Annotated in this window: 19 protein-coding genes and 1 pseudogene; 11 read left to right on the forward strand and 9 right to left on the reverse strand. The window is 34.7% G+C overall.

What is annotated here, in order from left to right; translation table 11 throughout:
• Positions 1-507: 507 nt before the first annotated feature.
• The 3 genes from JN080_RS26795 (at position 508) to JN080_RS26805 (ending at position 3,103) form a co-directional block, all read left to right on the forward strand.
• On the forward strand, positions 508-1,791 hold the full coding sequence (locus tag JN080_RS26795; protein WP_256239012.1) for a trypsin-like peptidase domain-containing protein: 1,284 nt from the start codon (positions 508-510) through the stop codon (positions 1,789-1,791).
• A gap of 761 nt (positions 1,792-2,552) precedes the next feature.
• Entirely contained in the window at positions 2,553-2,702 is a 150-nt protein-coding gene (locus tag JN080_RS26800; protein WP_256239013.1) for a hypothetical protein, read from the forward strand.
• On the forward strand, positions 2,699-3,103 hold the full coding sequence (locus JN080_RS26805; RefSeq protein WP_256239014.1) for a type II toxin-antitoxin system death-on-curing family toxin: 405 nt from the start codon (positions 2,699-2,701) through the stop codon (positions 3,101-3,103). Before JN080_RS26800 ends, JN080_RS26805 begins: the two co-directional genes overlap by 4 nt.
• Before the next feature lie 1,468 nt (positions 3,104-4,571).
• On the opposite strand, the gene JN080_RS26815 is transcribed toward JN080_RS26805, so the two are convergent.
• The gene (locus JN080_RS26815; protein WP_256239015.1) at positions 4,572-4,949 is read right to left on the reverse strand and encodes an rRNA methyltransferase; all 378 of its coding nucleotides are present in this window, start codon (positions 4,947-4,949) and stop codon (positions 4,572-4,574) included.
• Positions 4,950-5,022: 73 nt separating this feature from the next.
• On the opposite strand from JN080_RS26815, the gene JN080_RS26820 reads away from it, so the two are divergent.
• Positions 5,023-5,214, forward strand: a complete 192-nt coding sequence (locus tag JN080_RS26820) for a hypothetical protein (RefSeq protein ID WP_256239016.1) — start codon at positions 5,023-5,025, stop codon at positions 5,212-5,214.
• A gap of 473 nt (positions 5,215-5,687) precedes the next feature.
• Here JN080_RS26820 and JN080_RS26825 read toward each other — a convergent pair whose 3' ends face one another.
• Positions 5,688-6,467 (reverse strand): Cof-type HAD-IIB family hydrolase, encoded by a 780-nt coding sequence (locus tag JN080_RS26825; RefSeq protein WP_256239017.1) that lies wholly within the window; start codon positions 6,465-6,467, stop codon positions 5,688-5,690.
• A gap of 305 nt (positions 6,468-6,772) precedes the next feature.
• Here JN080_RS26825 and JN080_RS26830 point away from each other — a divergent pair, with 305 nt between their 5' ends.
• Positions 6,773-7,732 carry a LacI family DNA-binding transcriptional regulator gene (locus JN080_RS26830; protein ID WP_256239018.1) on the forward strand — a complete coding sequence of 320 codons (960 nt, stop codon included), beginning with the start codon at positions 6,773-6,775 and terminating at the stop codon, positions 7,730-7,732.
• A gap of 214 nt (positions 7,733-7,946) precedes the next feature.
• Here JN080_RS26830 and JN080_RS26835 read toward each other — a convergent pair whose 3' ends face one another.
• Positions 7,947-9,062: a tyrosine-type recombinase/integrase gene (locus JN080_RS26835; RefSeq protein ID WP_256239019.1), complete on the reverse strand. Its 1,116-nt coding sequence runs from the start codon at positions 9,060-9,062 to the stop codon at positions 7,947-7,949.
• Between the two features lie 1,564 nt (positions 9,063-10,626).
• On the opposite strand from JN080_RS26835, the gene JN080_RS26840 reads away from it, so the two are divergent.
• The 4 genes from JN080_RS26840 (at position 10,627) to JN080_RS26855 (ending at position 13,622) form a co-directional block, all read left to right on the forward strand.
• On the forward strand, positions 10,627-11,922 hold the full coding sequence (locus JN080_RS26840) for an aromatic ring-hydroxylating oxygenase subunit alpha (protein ID WP_256239020.1): 1,296 nt from the start codon (positions 10,627-10,629) through the stop codon (positions 11,920-11,922).
• Between the two features lie 3 nt (positions 11,923-11,925).
• Complete coding sequence (locus tag JN080_RS26845; RefSeq protein WP_256239021.1) at positions 11,926-12,405, forward strand: aromatic-ring-hydroxylating dioxygenase subunit beta; 480 nt, start codon at positions 11,926-11,928, stop codon at positions 12,403-12,405.
• Positions 12,406-12,519: 114 nt separating this feature from the next.
• Complete coding sequence (locus tag JN080_RS26850) at positions 12,520-13,434, forward strand: VOC family protein (protein WP_256239022.1); 915 nt, start codon at positions 12,520-12,522, stop codon at positions 13,432-13,434.
• Positions 13,435-13,475: 41 nt separating this feature from the next.
• Positions 13,476-13,622, forward strand: a complete 147-nt coding sequence (locus JN080_RS26855; RefSeq protein ID WP_256239030.1) for a hypothetical protein — start codon at positions 13,476-13,478, stop codon at positions 13,620-13,622.
• A 171-nt stretch (positions 13,623-13,793) separates the two neighbouring features.
• Here JN080_RS26855 and JN080_RS30075 read toward each other — a convergent pair.
• From JN080_RS30075 to JN080_RS26875, 4 genes and pseudogenes are all read right to left on the reverse strand, one after another.
• Positions 13,794-13,939: pseudogene (locus JN080_RS30075) on the reverse strand (IS6 family transposase); the annotation flags it as partial.
• A 189-nt stretch (positions 13,940-14,128) separates the two neighbouring features.
• Positions 14,129-15,157 (reverse strand): 4-hydroxy-2-oxovalerate aldolase, encoded by a 1,029-nt coding sequence (gene dmpG / locus JN080_RS26865; protein ID WP_256239023.1) that lies wholly within the window; start codon positions 15,155-15,157, stop codon positions 14,129-14,131.
• Between the two features lie 15 nt (positions 15,158-15,172).
• Entirely contained in the window at positions 15,173-16,066 is an 894-nt protein-coding gene (locus JN080_RS26870; RefSeq protein WP_256239024.1) for an acetaldehyde dehydrogenase (acetylating), read from the reverse strand.
• 755 nt (positions 16,067-16,821) lie between these two features.
• Positions 16,822-18,306 (reverse strand): aldehyde dehydrogenase, encoded by a 1,485-nt coding sequence (locus tag JN080_RS26875; protein ID WP_256239025.1) that lies wholly within the window; start codon positions 18,304-18,306, stop codon positions 16,822-16,824.
• 554 nt (positions 18,307-18,860) lie between these two features.
• Here JN080_RS26875 and JN080_RS26880 point away from each other — a divergent pair.
• The gene (locus JN080_RS26880; protein ID WP_256239026.1) at positions 18,861-19,028 is read left to right on the forward strand and encodes a hypothetical protein; all 168 of its coding nucleotides are present in this window, start codon (positions 18,861-18,863) and stop codon (positions 19,026-19,028) included.
• 94 nt (positions 19,029-19,122) lie between these two features.
• Here JN080_RS26880 and JN080_RS26885 read toward each other — a convergent pair whose 3' ends face one another.
• Positions 19,123-19,746: a hypothetical protein gene (locus JN080_RS26885; protein ID WP_256239027.1), complete on the reverse strand. Its 624-nt coding sequence runs from the start codon at positions 19,744-19,746 to the stop codon at positions 19,123-19,125.
• 137 nt (positions 19,747-19,883) lie between these two features.
• Between JN080_RS26885 and JN080_RS26890 the strand changes: the two genes are divergently transcribed.
• Positions 19,884-20,546: a LysM peptidoglycan-binding domain-containing protein gene (locus JN080_RS26890; protein WP_256239028.1), complete on the forward strand. Its 663-nt coding sequence runs from the start codon at positions 19,884-19,886 to the stop codon at positions 20,544-20,546.
• Between the two features lie 200 nt (positions 20,547-20,746).
• On the opposite strand, the gene JN080_RS26895 is transcribed toward JN080_RS26890, so the two are convergent.
• On the reverse strand, positions 20,747-20,911 hold the full coding sequence (locus tag JN080_RS26895) for a tyrosine-type recombinase/integrase (protein ID WP_256239029.1): 165 nt from the start codon (positions 20,909-20,911) through the stop codon (positions 20,747-20,749).
• Between the last annotated feature and the right edge of the window lie 91 nt (positions 20,912-21,002).

Raw genomic sequence — 21,002 nt, forward strand, 5'->3', positions numbered from 1 at the left:
GAATAAAAACAATAAATTCCGCTGCTTTTAACCGATCCTTCATATCGGCATTTTCATCCCGCATAATCTCTGTTCAAAACCGTTTTGTTTCCGTGATATCCGCAATAACTGCACATCCAGCCGCATTCCGTTTCTCCAAATATGCCAAAACCTCAGCATTTCTCAGTAAGTGACTAGCATTTACTTCGGCCGAATGTTCTTCAGCCTCATATCCTGCCTAAATATAACTGGTAGCGGCATTACCACTCTCAATGTAAAAGTCCGCAAACCTCTTTTGCTTGATATTTGGTTCACCCAAATTTAGACTTGCCTTATGCCTCATGGAGAATGTATGTTCCTACTGTAAAAATAGCATAATTTACAAAAAATCACTCGTATAAAAAGATGATTAACTCTACATTTTTAAATTAGATATCAGAATAATCATTCTCTTTCGAGTTCATTTAATTTTCTAACTCATATTAGTATAATTGAACTAGATTGAATATGTAAAAGGAGGTCATATGTGTGTATTGCCACAAATGCGGTACAAATGTTGTGGATTCCGAGACCCGTTTTTGCCCAAAATGCGGAACACAATTAAATGTTGAACCAAGATCCCCAATATCTGTAGAGAGTACAATAGATTATCGTACTACAAAATTGAAGCGGCGTCGTTCATTATTCTGGTCAATTACAATTCCTGTATTTTTTCTTCTATGTGCAGTGATTGTAGGTTCTTTTTACTATTACCAACAAAATCATGTGAAACAAGAATCAAAAAAAACCACCTCTCCCATAAAAGCTGTTCATGCAAGTTCGACAATAAAAAAAACGGATGTTCCAAAGGATGTTAAGAGCGTAATTGAAGAGACACAGAAGGATGTTGTCATGATAGAAGTTGATAATAGCAAACTTGGTTCCGGCTTTCTATATAATAAAAGTGGGGACATTATTACAAATGCCCATGTTGTAGAGGGTGCACAAAATGTAAAGATCACAACTTCCGATTCAAGAGACTTGGAAGGAACCGTAATTGGTATTAGCCAAGATGTCGATATTGCTGTTGTTCGTGTACCTGGTATGGCAAATAACAATCCGCTAAGTATCAGTAATAAGAAAGCGGAAATCGGTGATGAAGTGCTTGCTCTTGGCAGTCCACTTGGCCTACAAAACACTGTTACTACAGGAATAATAAGCGGGGTCGGTAGAGATTTTGATATTGCTCCGTTCCATTATTCTGATACATATCAGATTTCTGCACCAATTGCACCCGGAAACTCAGGAGGACCACTTATCAATAGTAAAACGGCTCAAGTTTTAGGAATTAATACTGCGGGAGCAGATCAAGGTACTATAGGATTCAGTATTCCAATTGTTAATGTTCTATCTTTGGTTGAAAGTTGGTCCAAAACGCCGATGACAGAATTACCATCAGACAGTACCACCAAAACAGACCAAAACTCATCAAACTCATCTTTTGAGGTAACTGCTCAGGATTTAGTGAATTCTTTTTATCAAAGCATAAATAATCGTGATTATGTTACGGCGTATTCTTTATTGGGAAGTTCTTGGAAGGAAAAAACGAGCTATACAAAATTCCAAAACGGCTATTTAAATACCATATCATCTAATATTGAAATTCTTAATACCGTTAATAATGGTGACACAGTGACCGTAACTATTCTCATATACGCTGTAGAAGAGAACCAGGGTAATCACGTTAGTTCAAAATATCAGGTGGATTATACCATTGGTTATGAAAATGGCCATCTTAAATTATTTCATGGAACCGGAAAGAAAATAGAATAAAAAGAGCGAGCTTACTAATGCCCTATGGTAAATTGTTTTGTAGTTTGGGCATGGTGAGGTAAATACCGGTAAAAAAACCCGACACTTTTCTCTTTGGATATTTCAGAAAGGGCAGTTTTTATTGATCAAAATATAATTCGTATAATACCTATTTTGCGAATAATTAACAAATACTTTATGAAGAAGTAGAGTGTGAATGTGTGGTATAATATATGTTTAATAATGTTGAATATAGGGTAGAAGAAATCAAAAAAGTTATTTAATGTTAAAATGATTTAACTGTTTTTTACGGAAACGAGCCTAACCAAGACCAGTGAAAAGATAGATCAAAGTGTAAAAAATCGACAATTGGATAAAGTATTATTTTCTCAGAGATTGATAAAAATGATCATGATTTTGCTACTTTAATTAAAAAATGAAAAATTCCACTCTGTAGCTGTCTTGTATGATGTAGATTTGAAAATAATTGAAATCAAGAACCGAAAAGTGGCAAAAAGGGTAATGTGAATTTGAGTTGCTGTAGGAGGTTTTTATAAGTAAATACAAATTCGAGGACATGGATTATGTAAATTGTACCATTGGTGAATGGAAAGATAAGCATCATGATGTACAACGTGCTTTTTTTTCATAGAAATTTAATAGATTTATGGTGTACAATATAGTATAATAGTTACAATACTTTTTTGATTTTTTAGAAAACTGTTTAAGCGCTTCTATTCTTGGACAACCTATCATATATCAAATATATGGGAGGGATGTTCATGAAAAAGAAAAAAGGGGATGAAGAAATGAGCGTAGAAATGACCCCAGCAAAATCAAAAAAACAAATCCGTCAAGAGAGAATTAAATCTAGTTTTGCAAAAGCTGTAAAAGCAAATGGCAAAGCGTTAGAAAAACTAAGTAAGAATTGATTGAGGTAGAATACCTTGAAGTCGAAGACGTAGAGCTTTTACATGATTTAGCACTTAAAGAATATGGCGGTTTAGCTGGTAGAGAACCAGGTAAGCTCGAAGGAAATTTGGCATTGCCCATGTCAGGATTCGGAGACTTTGAGCGTTTTCCTTCCATAGAAGAGAAGGCAGCGGTGTATCACTATTATTTAGCAAGTGGTCATTGTTTTGTTGATGGGAATAAAAGAACATCCTATTTGGCTGCTTTTACCTTTCTAGATTGGAATGGATTTGATTTAATTGCTGATGATGAGGAAGTGTATAAGTGGACGTTAAAGTTAGCTGATAAGGAAGAATACCGTCCACCATTCGAGGAAGCTGTTGTCTGGATTTCAAATCATATGTATATAAGAGAAGAATAGCTACCCTAGCAGATTAGAATGCAAAGGGTGGCTATTTTTTGTTTAGCCATATGTGAAAATTGACTAAAATCTTTTATGTCTCAATATATCAAGGAACGGAAGCAATCAGCTGATATAAGGATACAGACAGGAGTTGCCTAGTCAGGTTAAAGTAGGTTATGGCATGACCTTTATACAGCTTTCTGATGTACCATAAGAGAATGTCGTAAAAAGAATATAAGCTGATGAAATGATTGCACGTAATAAGAGATAAGCCGGGTGATCTCTTATTCTTTGATACTTATAAACCTGATGGACATGTTGGTATAATGATCATATATCTGGCTTTTATTAGTTAGGTTTACCAGATTCATCATTAGGTGTGGTATGGCCTGTTATGCAAGTGGAATATAAAGTACCTCTTGAGACGGCAGGTTTACTTTATTTGACCACTGCGGGAGGTACAATCTTTTCTAATTTAGCCAGTGGATCTGTGTTTGAAAAATTTGGGATAACAGCTTAATAATGGCGGGAGCTCTATTAGGTTTTAGTTTTGCTCTATCACTTATTTGGTAATTTATATTTGCTATACTACTTGGATAAGGTTCAGGATCAATAGATGTGGGCTTAAATAATTATGTTGCTACAAATTACAAAGCTCATCTTGGGCTCATATTGATTTCTCCTTGGGAAGAAGGGGGCCCTTTAATCAAATGACAGCCAGATTAAAAAATGATGGTTACCCTCATTAGTGTTCCTCGTATCACTGGAATCGGGTATTATGAGAGTGTTATAGAAGGACATAAAGGAAATCTTATGGAGATGACTGTAAAATGCAAGGGCGAGAACGGTAAGTGTTGTTAAATATTACCCCATTATATTGATGGTATTTTTTTTATGCCGAAGCCATACATGGACAAAGCAATCAATTATTTTCCTAGTTATTAATAGATACGATTGATGGTATGGTTAAGTAAAGGGAAGGAAGCTAAGGATTGGATTCAATTATTCGTATAATATAAATTTTACGAATAATTGAATGTAAAAAGAGAAATCCCATCCTATGAAGTTTTTATATAATCCCAAGAGCTGGGAGATATCCTATTTTTATCTAATTGCAATATGTGCTAAATACACATCATTTTATTAAAACCAGGTACAGGCAATTAAATGAATAAATGTTCTGGAACTTAGGTAAAAGTTAACACCAATCAAAATCAGCCAATTTTACAGTTTAACGAGGATATGCAACTAAAAACGATGAAAAAACGGCTTAAAAGTAAATACCGACAATTGGATAAAGATTAAATTTTTTTCAGAGATTGATAAAAATGATCATGTTTTTGCAGCTGGTATTGAATAATAAAAATCTCTATTCTGTCTCACTAAGCAAGAATACTTAAAAAACTGAGACGAAAATCTCTTTTTCCTTAAAGTTCCTAGAATTTATCTTATGTCGGGAGAGTTATTTTTTATACGAAAGTAGGATTTATCCCCTTTCGATCCTGCTCCTGTAATTTTGGGCTTTTACTCCATCCAAATCTATGTGTCTTACGCTGTACTCCATTACATCATTAATAAATAATTGATGATCCTTAGCAAATTGTTTGACTTGCTCCAGCAGTTCTTTATCAAACGTTGTTTGGTATTGAACTCGGTCCTTTGGGCGGAGTTTTTTGTTGTATGTAATGACACCCTCATTCAGTAAGTTTCTCAAACCGGTTTCAAGTAGATAATTTGAGTACGTATTATGCTGAGCCGCCAATTCATTTAAATCATCTAGGATCGATTTGCTAATACTGTTTTTAAATTTCATTCGTGAGTCATCTTTAACATGAAAAAGCCTTCCATTTATGGTTTTCCACATAATCAATCTCCTTTAAAAAAGTGAAAGTTGATTTTACTAAGCAAATCTTAATATCTTAAAGAAGGAGTCTTCTATGAAATATAAAATTAGAGTGTTTAATTATAACACAAACAAAGAGGCAATGAGCATTATTGACGAAGTTTTTGAATCTAAAGAAGCAACTAAAGCTGAAATTGAACCAATTGGTACCAATAACCCCAAAAATGTATCAAAAATATTAACCACCTGTTCACTACTTATTAAAGCACCATTACTTTTCAATTAGTATTCCAGTTAATACTTGTACACATTAATACTTGTACACATTAATATTTGCACTATTAGAAACTATTTTCAAATTTTCCTAGATTTGCTTATCTAATCCAGAAAGAATCGAAATCTATTATTCGAATACACTCTCCACCTGTAACCACATTATTATTAGTCTCACCATCATTCTTTAGTACTCGCATTATATAAAATGCTACTATAGCATTGGTGTATTAACAATTTACTATCGTGCTGAGTTTAAATTAAAAACTATAATATTCTGCTATCCTGCTACCCTGCTACCCGATTGATTTATAGAAGCATACAAAAAAGTAACGACAGAATAAATTACATAAAAACAATCCGGAAAATATAAAGTTTTGATTTAAAACTTCTATATCTTCTGGGTTATTAATGTTATTTGTATTTGCTTTCAATACTTTAGCCTTACTTTTTTTGAAATAAAGGATAATTTTCTAGTAAATATAGCTATAACAAACCAAGCATTTTAAGACCATGAAAAATTCCATTTTCCTCAACCCTTTTTGTTACATGTTTTGCTACTTTCTTTACCTTTTCCACTGCATTTCCCATTGCCACGCTATTTTTTACAGTTGAAAGCATTTCCAAATCATTCAGCCCATCTCCAAATGCATAATGTCGTTCATATGGTATCCTCAGCTCTTTAGCAATCTTTTCAATTCCTTTGTATTTTGATCCTCTTTTTGGGAGTACATCAACTGAAAGAGGATGCCATCTCACAAAATCAAAGTCTTGAAATTCCTGCTCATATTGTTTCTCTTCCCCTTCCAGGCAAAATAAGAGAGTTTGATATAACTCACGCCCTTTGTAATATTGCGGATCATATGTAGGAAAACGGTCAATTTTTAATGTATTAATGCTTTCCTTAATGTAATCATGCTCTGGGATATTCGCTTTCATATCTACATGGTCCATAAAGACAACAGGATGATTGTTATAAAGACCGATTTCTGATAGTTTTTCAAGGGATGGGATATTCAAAGGATTTGTATATAATACTTCACCTTCAAATACGACGTATTGACCGTTATAACTGACAAAAGTATTAATATTTAGTTCTTTTCGCAAATCATCAAACATAAAAGGGGCTCGACCTGTCGTAATTACTATTTCATGTCCTTGTTTCTTTAATTTGAAAATTGCTTCTTTTGTTAAGGGAGGTAATTCTTTATCATTAGTAAGTAAAGTTCCATCAATATCAAAGAAAATAACGCTGCGTTTCATCATCTTGTTCCACCTTTTGTTTACTTTTTCAGTTTTATAAGTTGTTAATAGTATAAATTATGAAATGCATTTCATAGCAAGAAAATTTACAAAAAAGTTTTAAAAAAGTTCAAAATTAACTACTTGATATTTAAAAATAAGTTAATTCAGCTCTTTATTGGATTTCTCTTTTTAAATGTAAAACAAATTGTTTATTCATGCCTTTAGCTTTATAATGAAAGTAATTGAATTCTTTTAAATATTTTGAAAGTAAGATGTACTGGTAGTAACAATACAAAAATTTAATAAGGTAACAATTGGAGAGTTGTATGGCAAATATTAAAGATATTGCAAAGTTAGCAGGTGTATCTGTCGCAACAGTTTCCCGTGTTCTTAATAATCATCCATATATTAGCATTGAAAAAAAAACTGCTGTTTTACAAGCAATTAAAATGACGGATTACAAAAAAAACATTAATGCAGTCAATTTGAGAACTGGACATACGTTTCTAATTGGAGTTGTGCTTCCTTTTTCAAATCATCCTTATTTCATTCTATTATTAAATGGAATCGCTAATGAAGCCATGAAAAATAATTATAAACTCGTACTATTTCAGAGTAATTATGAGGAAGAGAAAGAAAAAGAGGCATTAAATATGTTAAAGGAAAAACAAATTGACGCTTTGATTTTCTGTTCAAGAACTTGTGATTGGTCTGTTATTAATGAGTATATTCCTCATGGAAAAATTGTTTTATGTGAAAATGTAAGGGATATAAACGTATCCTCAACTTTTGTGGACCACTATATGGCCTTCATGTGTGCATTAGAATATTTATATCAAAAAGGATATAGAAAAATTGGTTACTGTATAGGAAGAAGAACTGGTACAAATAGTCTGGACAGATCAGCCGCCTATAAGGATTTCACCACGAAACATAATCTACTATTTAATTCCGACTACATTTTCGATCATTGCCTGACATTTGAAGACAGCTTGAATGTAATAAATAAAATAAAAGAAAGCAATAATCCTCCTTCTGCTCTTCTCGTAACAAATGATCAGACTGCTGCTGGTATTGTAACATGTTGCCAAAATGAAAATATATCAATACCCGAAGACCTTGCACTTATCGGATTTGATAACCAACCGATCGCTAAATTGATGAAGATTACGACGATTGATATTCCTTTGGAGGAAATAGGAAGAAAAGTCTTTCTCCAAGCTATCAACGATGAAGTTTTTCAAGAGGAAATGAGCACAACCCTTATTGAGAGAAAGACTGTGTAAGAGGCGTATCGCAATCTGTTGGCTGTAACTGCAAGAATGGCAACTGTTATAACAATAACAATCCAAATGGTACGGTTAAATTAAATCAATAGAAAAGTTCTAGAAAATCAACGTTTTACACATTGATTTTCTGGAAAAATCCATTAAAACTTCATCATATTCTTTTAAGAATTGAAAGCACAATTCTTAATTGACAATAATAGCAATTAAGTTATTAAAACAAATTCACTTTATTTAAATGAACAAATGAGTTATCTTTATTCACCCGTTCTAAGTATATATTAGTAGTGGAAATATCCGAATGCCCTGCCCAATCCTTCACAACAGCTAGAGGAACATCATTTTCCAGCAAAAGAGTGACAAAGGTATGGCGAAACCAGTGCGGAGTAACCTTTAAATTTTTTCCTGCAAGATAAACCGCTTCTTTCACAATTTTATATAGTGCAGGGTATGTTAATCGTTTTTTATTTAAGAGGGTTTCTTTTTTATTATATAAAGCAAAAAAAAGTGGACTAGTATCTTCAGTGTTTATTTCGACGGACTCGCCAAGACATGTTCGATAGTCAAATAAAATCGCTTTTGTCTCCTCTCTTATTGGAATGGATCGTGCCTTTTTACCTTTACCAATGACATCTGCATATAAATAACCCTTCCGATTGTAACGAAAACTTCCCCAATTTAAGCTCAAAAGCTCGCTTGCACGAAGTCCGGTCGTATAGAGAAGGTAGCCAATCAGCAAATTTCTTTTTTCTAGCTGTTCTCGATTCGTTTTTGCTTTTACCACTTTAGGAAAGAAAGAGATAAGCGATTCCGCATCCTTCTGGCTTAATTCCCTAATTTGAACACGAGTTTGCGCTTCTTCGTTCCGAGTTTCTTCTATTATATAGTGTCCTTTTTTTGATACTGGTTTTGAGATCCAAGTGGACAAGTGGCCTTTGTAAAATTGTGTTTCATAACCAAAGTCCAATAAGCGTCTGAAAAACTCTAATTTCCTTATAGCTGATTTAGGTGCATACTTTTCTTTAATAAATTTGTTATAAGATTTTACTTCAGGAAAACCAATATCTCGAAATGAAAGGGAGTGTTCTGTTAAAAAAGTGAGCAGCGTTTTGGCATCTGAACGATATGCCCTTACCGTATGTGGAGAAAACCTCTTATCTTGTGGAAATACTTTTTCTAGAAAAAACAATTCCAAAAAATCCTGTTCTGAACTATTTTCCAAAGAAAGATTTCTATTTTCGTCGAGTAGCTGCCGATCTTTAAGGTAATCTTGCAAATGAGCTAAGTACTGTTCACCCGTCACATCATTAAGAAGAGCCAAATAATTCATTTTTTTGACCTCCAAATTTTAGTTAAAAATAATTTTATTATGTATAGTAAAGATAACTCCTACTTATCTTTACTTATATTTTAACACAGAATATTTGTTCTATAAATGTCTTTTTTTTCAAATCAGACGTTTTTTCTCTGTCTGAGATTCGCTCTCAGACGAAATTAATTTTCTTTTCTAAGGTAATTACCCATTCATTTTAATATAGAGCTACTTAGAAACATCATTAAATATTTTTTATTTGCTTACATTTTTTACATTGAATAAACTGAAAAATAGGCCACTTCTAATCCTGGAAAGGACCAAGATGTAACCTCTTTACAGCTTTAGTTTGAAACAACCGTTTCCTTTTTCTCCACAGCCTCTTCACTCGTCATAATCACCGGACTATACGACATGTCGACAACTGCAATAATTTCAGCCATTTTTTAAATTCCTTTCAAAATTAATAGAAAATAAAAATCAGAAATTAAAAAATGCATACAGCCATGCGAAATTGCCAGCTCAGCTAACTGTAAAATGAGCTTATTCTAAATGATGTTTGCTATTATCTAACACAACGAACGTTCATTCTCTTATTTGCCATTTTTAGCTCTAAGGATTAATTGTGTTATTAGCACATACTGTAATTAGATAATGATGGCTCAAAGTACAAAAAATAATAAACCCATACTAGCTTGGATTCACTAGGACGTTACTATTTTCAAATTTTAGTTTTGTACATTGGCTTCCACAATGTGTCGATGCCACCCGATCAATATTCTACCATACAGGTTGGGTACTCTAGAAAAACCAATTGGCGACAAGATTTTTAATTAAATTATAACAATGTTACTTGATCTTTAAAGTTTGAATTTAATTTAATCAATCGTTTGATTAAATTAAATTCAGTCCCTCCCGCCCCAGCCAATGCACCTTGCCATGTTTAATATTAATCATGTCAGCACGCTTTTAATAAATTTTCTTTCTTTGCCCAATCTGTTTTTAAAAACTATATAAAATATACTTCCAGCCTTGTCTAATTCTTAAGGTTAGCCCCCTACTTCCTCAGAGTTAATTGCTGTTCCAACATTATTAGCTGTTTCTGCTAATAAAAGCTTTACTTATTCACTAAGTGCTATCTCATAGGCATACCGCTAATCATTAATAGAATTTATAATATGAAACGATGCGTATAGCAGAGAGTTACTTCTTTCTTCAAGGTAAGGTATTCTGTCAATTAAACAATTTCTCTGCGAGTAAAGCGCTTCTTGGGAAAATGGGATAGTATCGACATTTTTGTCAATAATAATGCCGATGGATGCGTAATTCTACTTCCATAAATAACACCTGAAACATTAAAAACAATGATTATCCTCAATCCTTGGACAATTTATGATTATGTTCAGAGTAGTATTGCTATTATGGTTAAACAAAATTATGGGAGAATTATTAACATTGGTCTAGATTCGTCCAAGATGTTCATCGGATAGGAAGTAGCCATGCAATATTCAGTGAAAATTTCCTAATAATATTACTGTCGATACAAAGGCTCCTTAATTCAAAATATTTAGGAGGAAAGTTAATGAGCAAATATGTTCTGGAAGATCAACAGAAGTTTTCATTTAAAGTAAATCGTAAGGCATTTACTGATCTGGCAATTCTGGAATTAGAACGCGAAGCTATCTTTACCAAATGCTGGTTGTACATTGGACATGAATCAGAATTACCAAATAACGGCGATTTCCATCGCAGAAAAGTTGGCGGACGCCAATTGTTGTTCGCTCGAAGCAGTGATGGTGAAATAAGAGCATTCTATAACAGCTGTCCACACCGTGGTGCATTGGTTTGTCGTGAAGGAAGAGGAAATACAAAAGTATTCCGCTGCTTCTACCATGCGTGGAGCTTTAATAACCAAGGGGAACTAGTTGGCATGCCTGATAAAACAGGTTTCACCGAAGATCATAACTGTGATGGATCTATGAATCTGAGTGCGGTAAAAAGGCTCGAAAGTTACCGCGGTTTCGTTTTTGTTAATTTTGATGAAAACGCTATCTCTCTGGAAGACTACCTCGGAAATGCGAAGGAATATCTTGATTTGGTTGCTGACCAGGCTGAAGCTATCGCAAATCCAGAATCAGGTATGGAAGTTTTACATGATCCGCAAGAATACAGTGTTCGCGCCAACTGGAAGCTTTTAGGTGAAAATAGTGTTGACTTATATCATGGTGTACCAACACATAAGACTTATTTTGATATTGTTGCAACTCGCGGCGGCTTAATGGAAAAAGATAGTCTTAAAGGCGTTGGTGTTGACTTAGGTAATGGTCATGCTGTTATGGAATATTATTCTGCTTGGCCAAGACCAGTAGGTAAATGGATTGAAGGTTATGGAGAAGAAGCTAAAGGAATCATCGATGCAAACATCGAAAGATTAGAAGCAAAATTCGGTGAGGAAAGAGCACATCGAATTGCTAAAAAGAACCGTAATATTTGGATTTTCCCTAACCTGATTATTAACGACATTATGGCGATTACAATCAGAACATTCTATCCAGTTGAACCGGGTTATATTGAAGTTACCGGATATGCTTTGGCAGCAGCAGAGGAAAATGAGAACTTTAGACAAGTTCGTAATGACAGCTTCCTAGAATTCTTAGGACCAGGCGGTTTCGCAACTCCTGATGACAACGAAGCTCTTGAACTATGTCAAGAAGGTTTCGCGAATTCGAAAGAAGTAGAATGGAATGATATTTCCAGAGGCATGAACAGAGATGTTCCACAAGCAACGGATGAAGCGCAAATGAGGGCATTCTGGCGTGAATGGAATGACCGGATTACGTTTGCAGAAGCTAAAAAGGAAGAAGATGGGAGGGTTTAAAGCATGAATATAACACGTCAGGAAATTGAAGATTTTTTATATCATGAGGCCGAACTTCTAGATGATTGGAAAATGCAGGAGTGGGCATCATTATTCTCAAGTACTGGAACATATACAATCCCGCCAATCGGAAATCCTGATGCGAATTTTAATACTTCGCTCTTTTTAGTGCATGATGATCGTGACCGTTTAGAGCAAAGAGCGTTACGTTTATTGAAAAAAGAGGCCCATGTTGAATTTCCTCACTCAACAACTCTTCATAACTTAAATAATGTTAGAATCGTTAGTAATGAAGAGGATGCAGTAAAGGCTAAATGTAATTTCGCCACATACCGTACAAAACGGGAAATACTCGACTGCTATGTCGGTGTGAATGAATATATATTGGTTAAAGAAAATGGTGAACTAAAAATTCAAGATAAGAAAGTTATTCTGAAACTTGATAGTCTTCGTCCTCATGGAAAAGTAAGTATTATTTTATAAGTAAAAAGTACTTTGAAAGCGCTCAAAATCACTGGAAAGTGTGAATAGGGATTAACACCTTTCAGTGATTTGATTCGTCTTTTCCTCATTTTGAACTAACTAGGAGGACGTCAAATGATTCGCTATAAAAAATTAGGCTATGTTGTGTTAAGTGTAACCGACCTTGATAAATCTGTCGATTTTTATGAAAATATTGTTGGTATGCAATTTGTTGAACGAGTAGATAATACCGCATTTCTTCGATGCAGTGGGGATCATCACAATTTAATTCTTGAACAAGGCGAAGAACCCGGTTTGAAAAGGGTTGCTTATGAACTTGAAAAAGTAGACCAATTTCAAGGCGTGTTTGATTTTTTAACAGAACAAGGTATAAATTCTGTTGAATTAAGTGAAAAAGAGTGTCATAGCTTGGCTCAAGGCAGAACATTACGATTTAAAGACCCATATTTAGGTGTAACTTATGAATTCTATGTGCAAATTATGGAACTGGGCAAACCATTTGTTCCAAAAAATGCAAGAATTACAAGGTTGCTTCATGTAGTGTATGAAACAAATAAATTTGATGAGTTATTGGACTTCTTTACGAATACATTAGGCTTTAAAGTTTCCGATATCCAAGGCAGAGAAACTGGATGGGCTTGGTTGAGGGCGTTCCCTTCTCCATTCCATCATGACTTTGCATTGACGAAAGGAAAAGATAATAAATTGAATCATCTTGCTTTCCAAGCTGAAAGAGTAGATGATATCGGTATTCAAGTTAATAAACTAAATGATAACAATGTTCCGATCCTGTTTGGACCAGGAAAACACCATCCATCTGGAAGCATTTTCTTATACTTTGCTGACCCGGACGGTTTAACGATTGAGTATAGCCAAGGAATGGAAGAATTTACTGAAGAAAATCCAAGAGAACCTCGCCGCTTAGAACCAACTATGGAAACTCTAGATGAATGGGGAGGAAGACCACAACCTGGATGGGGTAAAGTTGGTAAATTAATTACAGAAGACCATGAAAAGTTTAATCAATAAATCATTGTTGATAATGAATAATCCTTTGAGGAGGGGACAGAGTGTCAAAAGATAACCATTTTCGTGTAGACTTTCATACACATATTATTTTGGAAAACTTCCCTGACCTGGAAGCAAAGTATGGAGATAATCGTTTTCCCACTTTAGAGCATACTTGCAGCTGTGGGCTGAAATCTTCAAGAAGTTAAGTCATTCCGTAATGTTGTGGAATTTCTTGGATTAGATAAAACAAGTCTTATAAAGTCATGACAATAAAACCAGCAGGAATGACCATGCTGGTTTATTACAATAATTTAAATTAGAATTTTTGAACAGATTTTACAATTTTTCTAAACTGTCAGCCATGGTTCAACAATCATGGTTGGCTTAAGATGCGCAGTACTCGCTCCATCTAATTCAGGACTATACTGATGAACCCAGCGCATGATGGTTGTATGAGCAATAGATAGTCCGCGTTCTTCCATCATTTTGACCTATCAAAAAAACTTAGGTTGTACTGTAAGTGTTAAGTGTAAATACATCTCAAGTACTCCAAAAATGAAGTGATCGGTATAGAAAAGTAAAATCAATTCAAGTGAAACATTTTCTTGGCTGAACCTTTTCCCCTTAGAAAATAAATAAGAGTGATATGCCCTATATGCCCTATAATATGTTTAACTTGGCTGTTTCACCTTTTTTTATTTGTCTGATTCAATTATTTTGCAGCTACTGAACCTTTTGCTTTTGCAAGTTCTGCAGCTACGTCAATAATCATATCTTCTTGACCGCCGACTACTTGGCGTTTTCCTATTTCAATTAGGACATCACGAGCGTCAACATTAAATTGTTTAGCTGCACGTTTTGCATGGTATGCGAATGTTGAGTAAACACCTGCATAGCCAAGTGTGATAGCTTCTCTTGTAATAGTTGGTGTTACTGGAAGAAGAGGTGCAACAATTTCTTCTGCTAAATCTTCAATTTTATATAAATCAATACCTGTTTTGATTCCCATACGTTCACAAACAGCTACAAGTGCTTCTGTTTGTGTATTACCGGCACCTGCACCAAAGCAGCGAACACTTCCGTCAATGCGAGTTGCGCCAGCTTTAATAGCTGCAATCGAGTTAGCCATTGCCATCGACAAGTTATTGTGGCCATGGAAACCAATTTCACATTGAAGTTCTTGTCTTAATGCGCTGATACGCTCAGTTACTTGTTCAGGAAGAAAATAACCTGCAGAGTCAGTCATATAGACAATATCTGCTCCATAGCTTTCCATTAATTTAGCTTGTTGAACTAATTTTTCAACAGGAGCCATATGTGACATCATAAGGAATCCAACAGCTTCCATTCCTAATTCTTTTCCCATTGCGATATGTTGTGGTGCTACGTCTGCTTCTGTTACGTGTGTAGCAACACGAACCATTTTTGCTCCTAGGCTAGCAGCTTCTTTTAATTCAGTTAATGTACCGATACCAGGAAGTAAAAGAACTGCAATTTTTGAATCTCCTGCAACAGATGCTGCTGCTTCAATTAATTTCATTTCGTTCACTTTGGATAAACCATATTGTAAAGATGATCCGGCTAAACCGTCACCATGTGATACTTCGATATAAGGAACATTTGCATCAGCTAATGCTTTTGTTATACTAACTACTTGGTCTACTGTATAGGAATGTCTAACAGCGTGGCTACCGTCACGTAATGCTACTTCAATTATTAAAATATCTCTTTCAGTTGTCATTATATTTTATCCCCTTTATACAACTCTATCTGTTTCCTTTAATGTGTTTTTCGCAAACTCTTCAGCAACACGAACAGCTGCAGATGTCATGATGTCCAAGTTACCAGAGTATTCCGGTAAATAGTCTCCAGCTCCTCTAACTTCAATAAGAACAGTTACTTTATTGTCTTCAAAAATTGGTTCAGTACGTAAATGATAACCAGGAACGTAAGATTGAACCGTTTTTTCCATTTCGGCAATGGATTCACGAATTGCTTGTTCGTCCATTTTTCCTTCTTCAACAAGTGCATATACAGTATTTCGCATCATGATTGGGGGTTCAGCAGGATTTAAGATAATGATTGCTTTACCTTTGTCAGCTCCACCAACTACTTCAATTGCTTTCGAAGTTGTTTCAGTAAATTCATCGATATTAGCACGAGTACCAGGGCCTGCACTTTTACTAGAGATAGTGGCAACGATTTCACCATAAACAACATTAGCTACACGGTTAATGGCATGAACCATTGGAATCGTAGCTTGTCCGCCACAAGTAATCATATTAATATTACTTTTATTTAAGTGTTCTCCAATGTTTACTGCCGGAGATACGTATGGTCCTACAGCTGCTGGTGTTAAGTCGATCATTTTAATTCCGCGTTCTTGACATACTTTGTTGTTATAAATATGAGCTTTAGCTGAAGTAGCATCAAAAATGATATTTGCTTCTAAATTTGTATCCGCAAGGAAACCGTCGATTCCTGTGTCAATACCGGCATAACCCGCTTCTCTTGCACGGCGCAGTCCGTCTGATTCAGGGTCAATACCAATCACCGCAGTTAATTCTAAGTATTCTGATCTTCCTAATTTGACCATAAGATCTGTCCCAATATTACCTGAGCCAACAATAGCTGCTTTTAATTTTGTCAAGAAAATTCACCTCCAAAAAATATAGTCATACTTCTACGTTTTCAACTTCTTACTTCCAATTTGGTTCAAGCCGTTTTCAGGCTTTAGGATCAGTCCGGCGAATAACTTCACCAAAACCAAAGATATCGCTTTGATAATCAAACTAACCTTTTTTATTGCTGCTACAATTTTTCCTTTTATATTGTTTTGGTATTTTTCTTCTATTTTTTAATGTTTTCCGGCTTCGTTAAATCAATTTTGCACTCAACATCGCCGACATTTTCCTCTGAACAGACAGAAATATTTGAGTTTTCCGCCTTATCAAATCCTAAGGCGGTTACAATAGCGAGTTCATTCAGCTCTTTGCTGCTTCAGCAGCCAGTAAGAAGGTTAATTAGTAAAAGGATGATAAAGAAAACATTTATTATGCTGTTTATCTTAATACCCATGGTTGAATTTTCATCCTGCTTATACTATCTAATAGATGTCCATAGTCAGACTCATAACACCCAACATTTTTTTGCCAACAACTATTTGTCCTTCAGCTAACTTATTTCCTATAGTTTCCAATTTAATATAGTATGCCTCATCGACGGTAATTTCTGGATCTTCCACAGTTAGCGGACCAATGGCAACGCGTTTTTTTCAGCTTCTAATAATTGAGCAGCAAACTTTTTAATTTACTAGTCAATTGAATACATCCTTTCTAACATTTAAAAATGTTGCACGGTATATCTTATTTAAACCGTGGAATAAATTCATGTTAAAAAAGAAAATTATAATTTGACACAAATATTAGTTATTTCAGTATAGAATTCCCAACTGTGGCTACCGCCAACACGACCTAGTCCACTGTCTTTGGTACCACCGAATGGAGTTCTTAAATCACGTACAAACCAGCAGTTGATGTAAGATAAACCTGATTCAATTTTTTGGGCTACACGGTGTGCACGACGGATATCATTAGTCCAGATTGTGTTACTTAAGCCCAGGCGAGTATCGTTTGCTTTTGCAATTACTTCTTCTTCTGTATCGAATGGTATAACTGTAACAACTGGTCCAAAGATTTCTTCACGTACACAACGAGAACAATCCTCTAATCCAGTGATAATAGTTGGTTCGATGTAATATCCTTTATCCAATCCTTCCGGGCGCTTACCGCCTGTAACAAATGTACCACCTTCTTCTTCAGCGATTTTTAAATATTTTTTTACTTTTTCATAATGTACTTTAGCAATTAACGCTCCTAAATCATTTGACATATCAAATGGATCGCCGACTTTTAATTCTCTTGTTTTTGCTGCAAATTTTTCTACGAATTCATCGAAAATTGGACGTTGAACATAAATTCTTGAACCGCAAACACATACTTCCCCTTGGTTAGTAAAGCTTGATTTAATTGTAGTTTCAACTACTTCATCAATATTCACATCTCCAAAGATGATGTTAGGGTTTTTACCACCTAATTCAAATGAAAGCTTTTTCAAAGTTGGAGCAGCTTCCTCCATAATCTTAACACCTGTGCTTACTTGTCCGATAAAGCCGATCCCTGCAATGTCAGGGTGTTTGTTGATAGCACTGCCGGCACCAGGGCCAAAACCGTGAACCATGTTTACAACTCCGTCTGGAACGCCAGCTTCTTTAATGATTTCCATTAGTCTTGTTGCTGTCATTGGTGTTAATTCAGATGGCTTAATTACTACTGTACATCCTGCTGCTAGAGCCGGCGCTAATTTCCAAGTTAATAAGAATAATGGAAGATTCCATGGTTGTATTAATCCAACTACTCCAATTGGGCGGCGATATCCATAGTTAAGCGCATTGTGAGTTTCATCTTGGAATGCCTCTGTTCCTACAGAAATCATGTAATCAGCAAAGAAATGGAAGTTTGCTGCTGCACGAGGAGCATCAACATGACGTGAGAATTTAAGATGCTTACCAGTATCTAATGATTCCAGTTGAGCGATTTCCTCTTGTCTTGCTTCAAGAATATCCCCTACTTTGCGGATGATTTTTGAACGTGCTTGAACACTCATTTTCCCCCATGGACCTTCTTCAAAAGCTCGTTTAGCAGCTTTAACCGCTAAATCAATATCCGCTGCACTGCCTTCGGCAACCGTACAATATACTTCTTCTGTTACAGGGTTTACATTATTAAATGTTTTCCGATCTACAGATTCTACAAATTTCCCGTCAATATAATGTAAACAATCAAATGGTTTTACGATAGGTTCTACTACTGTTTTAGTTTCGACTGGCATCGTTAAAAAACCCTCCTTAATCATGATAATTTTTTATATTTTATATATGTGACTGAGCCTGTGTACTAGCGATAAAAGTAACCATGCTAAAAAAGTAAACAGGATAACAATTTTATTTTACGTGGATTAATGAAATCACCCTTCGTTGAAACAGTATACTAGTAAAGTGTTGCATTGGTGTCAAGATTATTCACAAATCATAAATGTGACGGCGAACTCTCTTATTTAATTCAGACTCATATTGGGGTAACGCATACCCATCAAATTAACAGTACTGGAAAAGTAAATATCATAAGATAAAGGTTTTTTTCCCTAAACTTCCGGTATTCAACAGGATTATAAGACAAATTTAAATATGCCTTCGCATTAACAATACTAAAAGATAGGCGTACATTATGTTCAATATGCACGCATTTTTGGTGAAAATTCAATATCTTTTACACATTAAACGGACCAAGTCAATTATGTCCACTCTGTATAATATATGAGCGTTAGCAATCCCTTTACTTTGAAGAAGGGTCGTGTAACCTCGATAGGTGTTGGAGCAAGGGCTAATGGATATTTCTAAAGCAATCAAACAAGGGTGGATAAATGAAAATGAATATCCCGATTTAAAGAACAATATAAAGGAAAGAAATGAATTTTTAAGAAAAGAAGGTTTTGATAAGGAAGTAAAAGGAAAGGAACAAATTGACACAAATATGCTAAGTATAAGGGTATAATCAAATCACCTCAAAAGTGCTTGTAGTACCAATGGTTGAAGCCACTTTTAATCCCCTCGGTTTCGTGTGCATGAATTAGCTAATACCCTCGGTTTCATGTGCATGACTTTTTAAGGAAAGTATTTAATCTCACTCTTTTGCTAGAAAAAATGAGCTTCCCAGATATGGGAAACTCCTCAAGTTTAGCTCTAAGGTCAACTACCTTGAACTGGTATTTCATAACGGTAGGAGTATCAGCTGTTAATGCAAACGGTGCATATGTTTGAACACTTCTACCAGCATTTATTTCTTGATATGCGGTGTAATCAAATGGATAATCACTCGCACCTATCTGTATATATTTAAGTGCAACATTATTCTTATCGTAAACCATAAAATCTGAAGGCTCTATATCCAAAGTACCCATATCTTTATCTTCTTTAATGTATTTGTAAGTGTAATTTAAAACTAATATTTTTTTCGCATCTTTTGGCATATCTTTTTCATATCCAGCTGGAATAGCAATAGCTTTAGCACCAGTAAAGGTTATTGAATAAATTTTTTCCCCCTTGCTATCCGTGATAAAACCTTCTTCATTTTGTTTGTAAGTTTTCTTTTCGGTTTTTTCTACTTTTTTATTTTGTGGGTCAGCTGTTTTATTATTTGCATTATTATTTTGGCAACCAAAAAGTAATGACATTATTATTACAGATAAGATAACTAATGGAATCTTTTTCATTGACCTATGCTTAGCTCCCTCATTAACATTTTTGCTTACTCATATGTTCTTCTTTATTATTTTTTCTATTTCGAATACCAGCGAATAGGAATAAGCAAAATAATAAATGAGAGCTAACATTCAGGAGGAATTACGACATGAAAAAATTAGTAGCAGGATTAACATTTGCAACCACTTTATTCACAGCTTCAAACACTTTTGCTTATACATTAAAACCTGGAGATACACTTTGGAAGATTTCACAAGCTTACAATATCACTTTGAGTCAATTAAGAGAGTACAATCCACAAATTCCAATGAATAGCCCAATTTGGGCTGGTGAAGAAATCAATGTTCCAGAATACTACACCATAGTTCGAGGAGATACAGCTTGGAGAATTTCAACAAGGAACCACATGACTCTAACACAATTTAAACAATTGAACCCAACAATTAAAAATATTAACCTTATATATGCTGGTCATAAAATTCGAATTGTAAATATAAAAGATATTAAAAGACCATTTACTTGGAACCCAAATCCAGTAATCCCAACTGAAAAAGAAATTTTAGAACAAGAATTAAAAGCTCATAACATTCCATATTGGCAAATCAAAGAAAATCAATTACCCGATGGCTCTTATACCTTAGTAATTTATTCCTATGTAAATAGCATGGAAAATAATGACCCATTAACACCACAACAGGTTGAACAAATTAAACAGATTGCACATGAACGGATTGACCCTCAAGCTACCATAGAACATTATTTCTTCTCCCATTACCTTGGTTATGGCACTATAATTCACTATCATAAATAAACTTGAATCTCAAAGCAGTCTAAAGAGCTGCTTATTTTTTGTCTCGACTGAATGTATTTAAATATATAAAAAGAGCCATAGAAGAAACCCATGGGCTTTTAAACTTTGTGCAGTATTTAATACCTTAAGTTGTAACTTCCACTTGATACCCTTCAGAGGTGAAAGCTCATGTCTCTTCTTCACATCTTCACCAAAGAGATTTACATATGTTTAACCATTTCCATTGAAGTATGACCTAGAATTTGTAGTATCTCAAAAATGTTAGCTCCAGCTTTTACAGCTCTCCGAGCAAAAGTATGTCTGAATGTATTAGGAGACACCCTCACTCCAGTAATTCTAGCTTTATTACCGTAAAACTTTATCATATTTTATACTTGTCTTTTTGTTATAGGGTTCCCATCAACAGTAATAAAGAGAGCATTACACTCATCAACTCCTCTAATATTGTAAACGAGC

The sequence above is a fragment of the Bacillus sp. EB600 genome (assembly GCF_024494385.1).
Taxonomy (GTDB): Bacteria; Bacillota; Bacilli; order Bacillales; family Cytobacillaceae; genus JAEVLT01.

Coding starts and splice junctions, on each gene's coding strand:
- JN080_RS26800 (WP_256239013.1), top strand. CDS start 2,553: ATGAAAAAGAAAAAAGGGGATGAAGAAATGAGCGTAGAAATGACCCCA.
- dmpG (WP_256239023.1), bottom strand. CDS start 15,157: ATGACAACTGAAAGAGATATTTTAATAATTGAAGTAGCATTACGTGAC.
- JN080_RS26815 (WP_256239015.1), bottom strand. CDS start 4,949: ATGTGGAAAACCATAAATGGAAGGCTTTTTCATGTTAAAGATGACTCA.
- JN080_RS26820 (WP_256239016.1), top strand. CDS start 5,023: ATGAAATATAAAATTAGAGTGTTTAATTATAACACAAACAAAGAGGCA.
- JN080_RS26845 (WP_256239021.1), top strand. CDS start 11,926: ATGAATATAACACGTCAGGAAATTGAAGATTTTTTATATCATGAGGCC.
- JN080_RS26885 (WP_256239027.1), bottom strand. CDS start 19,746: ATGAAAAAGATTCCATTAGTTATCTTATCTGTAATAATAATGTCATTA.
- JN080_RS26840 (WP_256239020.1), top strand. CDS start 10,627: ATGAGCAAATATGTTCTGGAAGATCAACAGAAGTTTTCATTTAAAGTA.
- JN080_RS26850 (WP_256239022.1), top strand. CDS start 12,520: ATGATTCGCTATAAAAAATTAGGCTATGTTGTGTTAAGTGTAACCGAC.
- JN080_RS26835 (WP_256239019.1), bottom strand. CDS start 9,062: ATGAATTATTTGGCTCTTCTTAATGATGTGACGGGTGAACAGTACTTA.
- JN080_RS26825 (WP_256239017.1), bottom strand. CDS start 6,467: ATGATGAAACGCAGCGTTATTTTCTTTGATATTGATGGAACTTTACTT.
- JN080_RS26880 (WP_256239026.1), top strand. CDS start 18,861: ATGGATATTTCTAAAGCAATCAAACAAGGGTGGATAAATGAAAATGAA.
- JN080_RS26895 (WP_256239029.1), bottom strand. CDS start 20,911: ATGATAAAGTTTTACGGTAATAAAGCTAGAATTACTGGAGTGAGGGTG.
- JN080_RS26890 (WP_256239028.1), top strand. CDS start 19,884: ATGAAAAAATTAGTAGCAGGATTAACATTTGCAACCACTTTATTCACA.
- JN080_RS26875 (WP_256239025.1), bottom strand. CDS start 18,306: ATGCCAGTCGAAACTAAAACAGTAGTAGAACCTATCGTAAAACCATTT.
- JN080_RS26830 (WP_256239018.1), top strand. CDS start 6,773: ATGGCAAATATTAAAGATATTGCAAAGTTAGCAGGTGTATCTGTCGCA.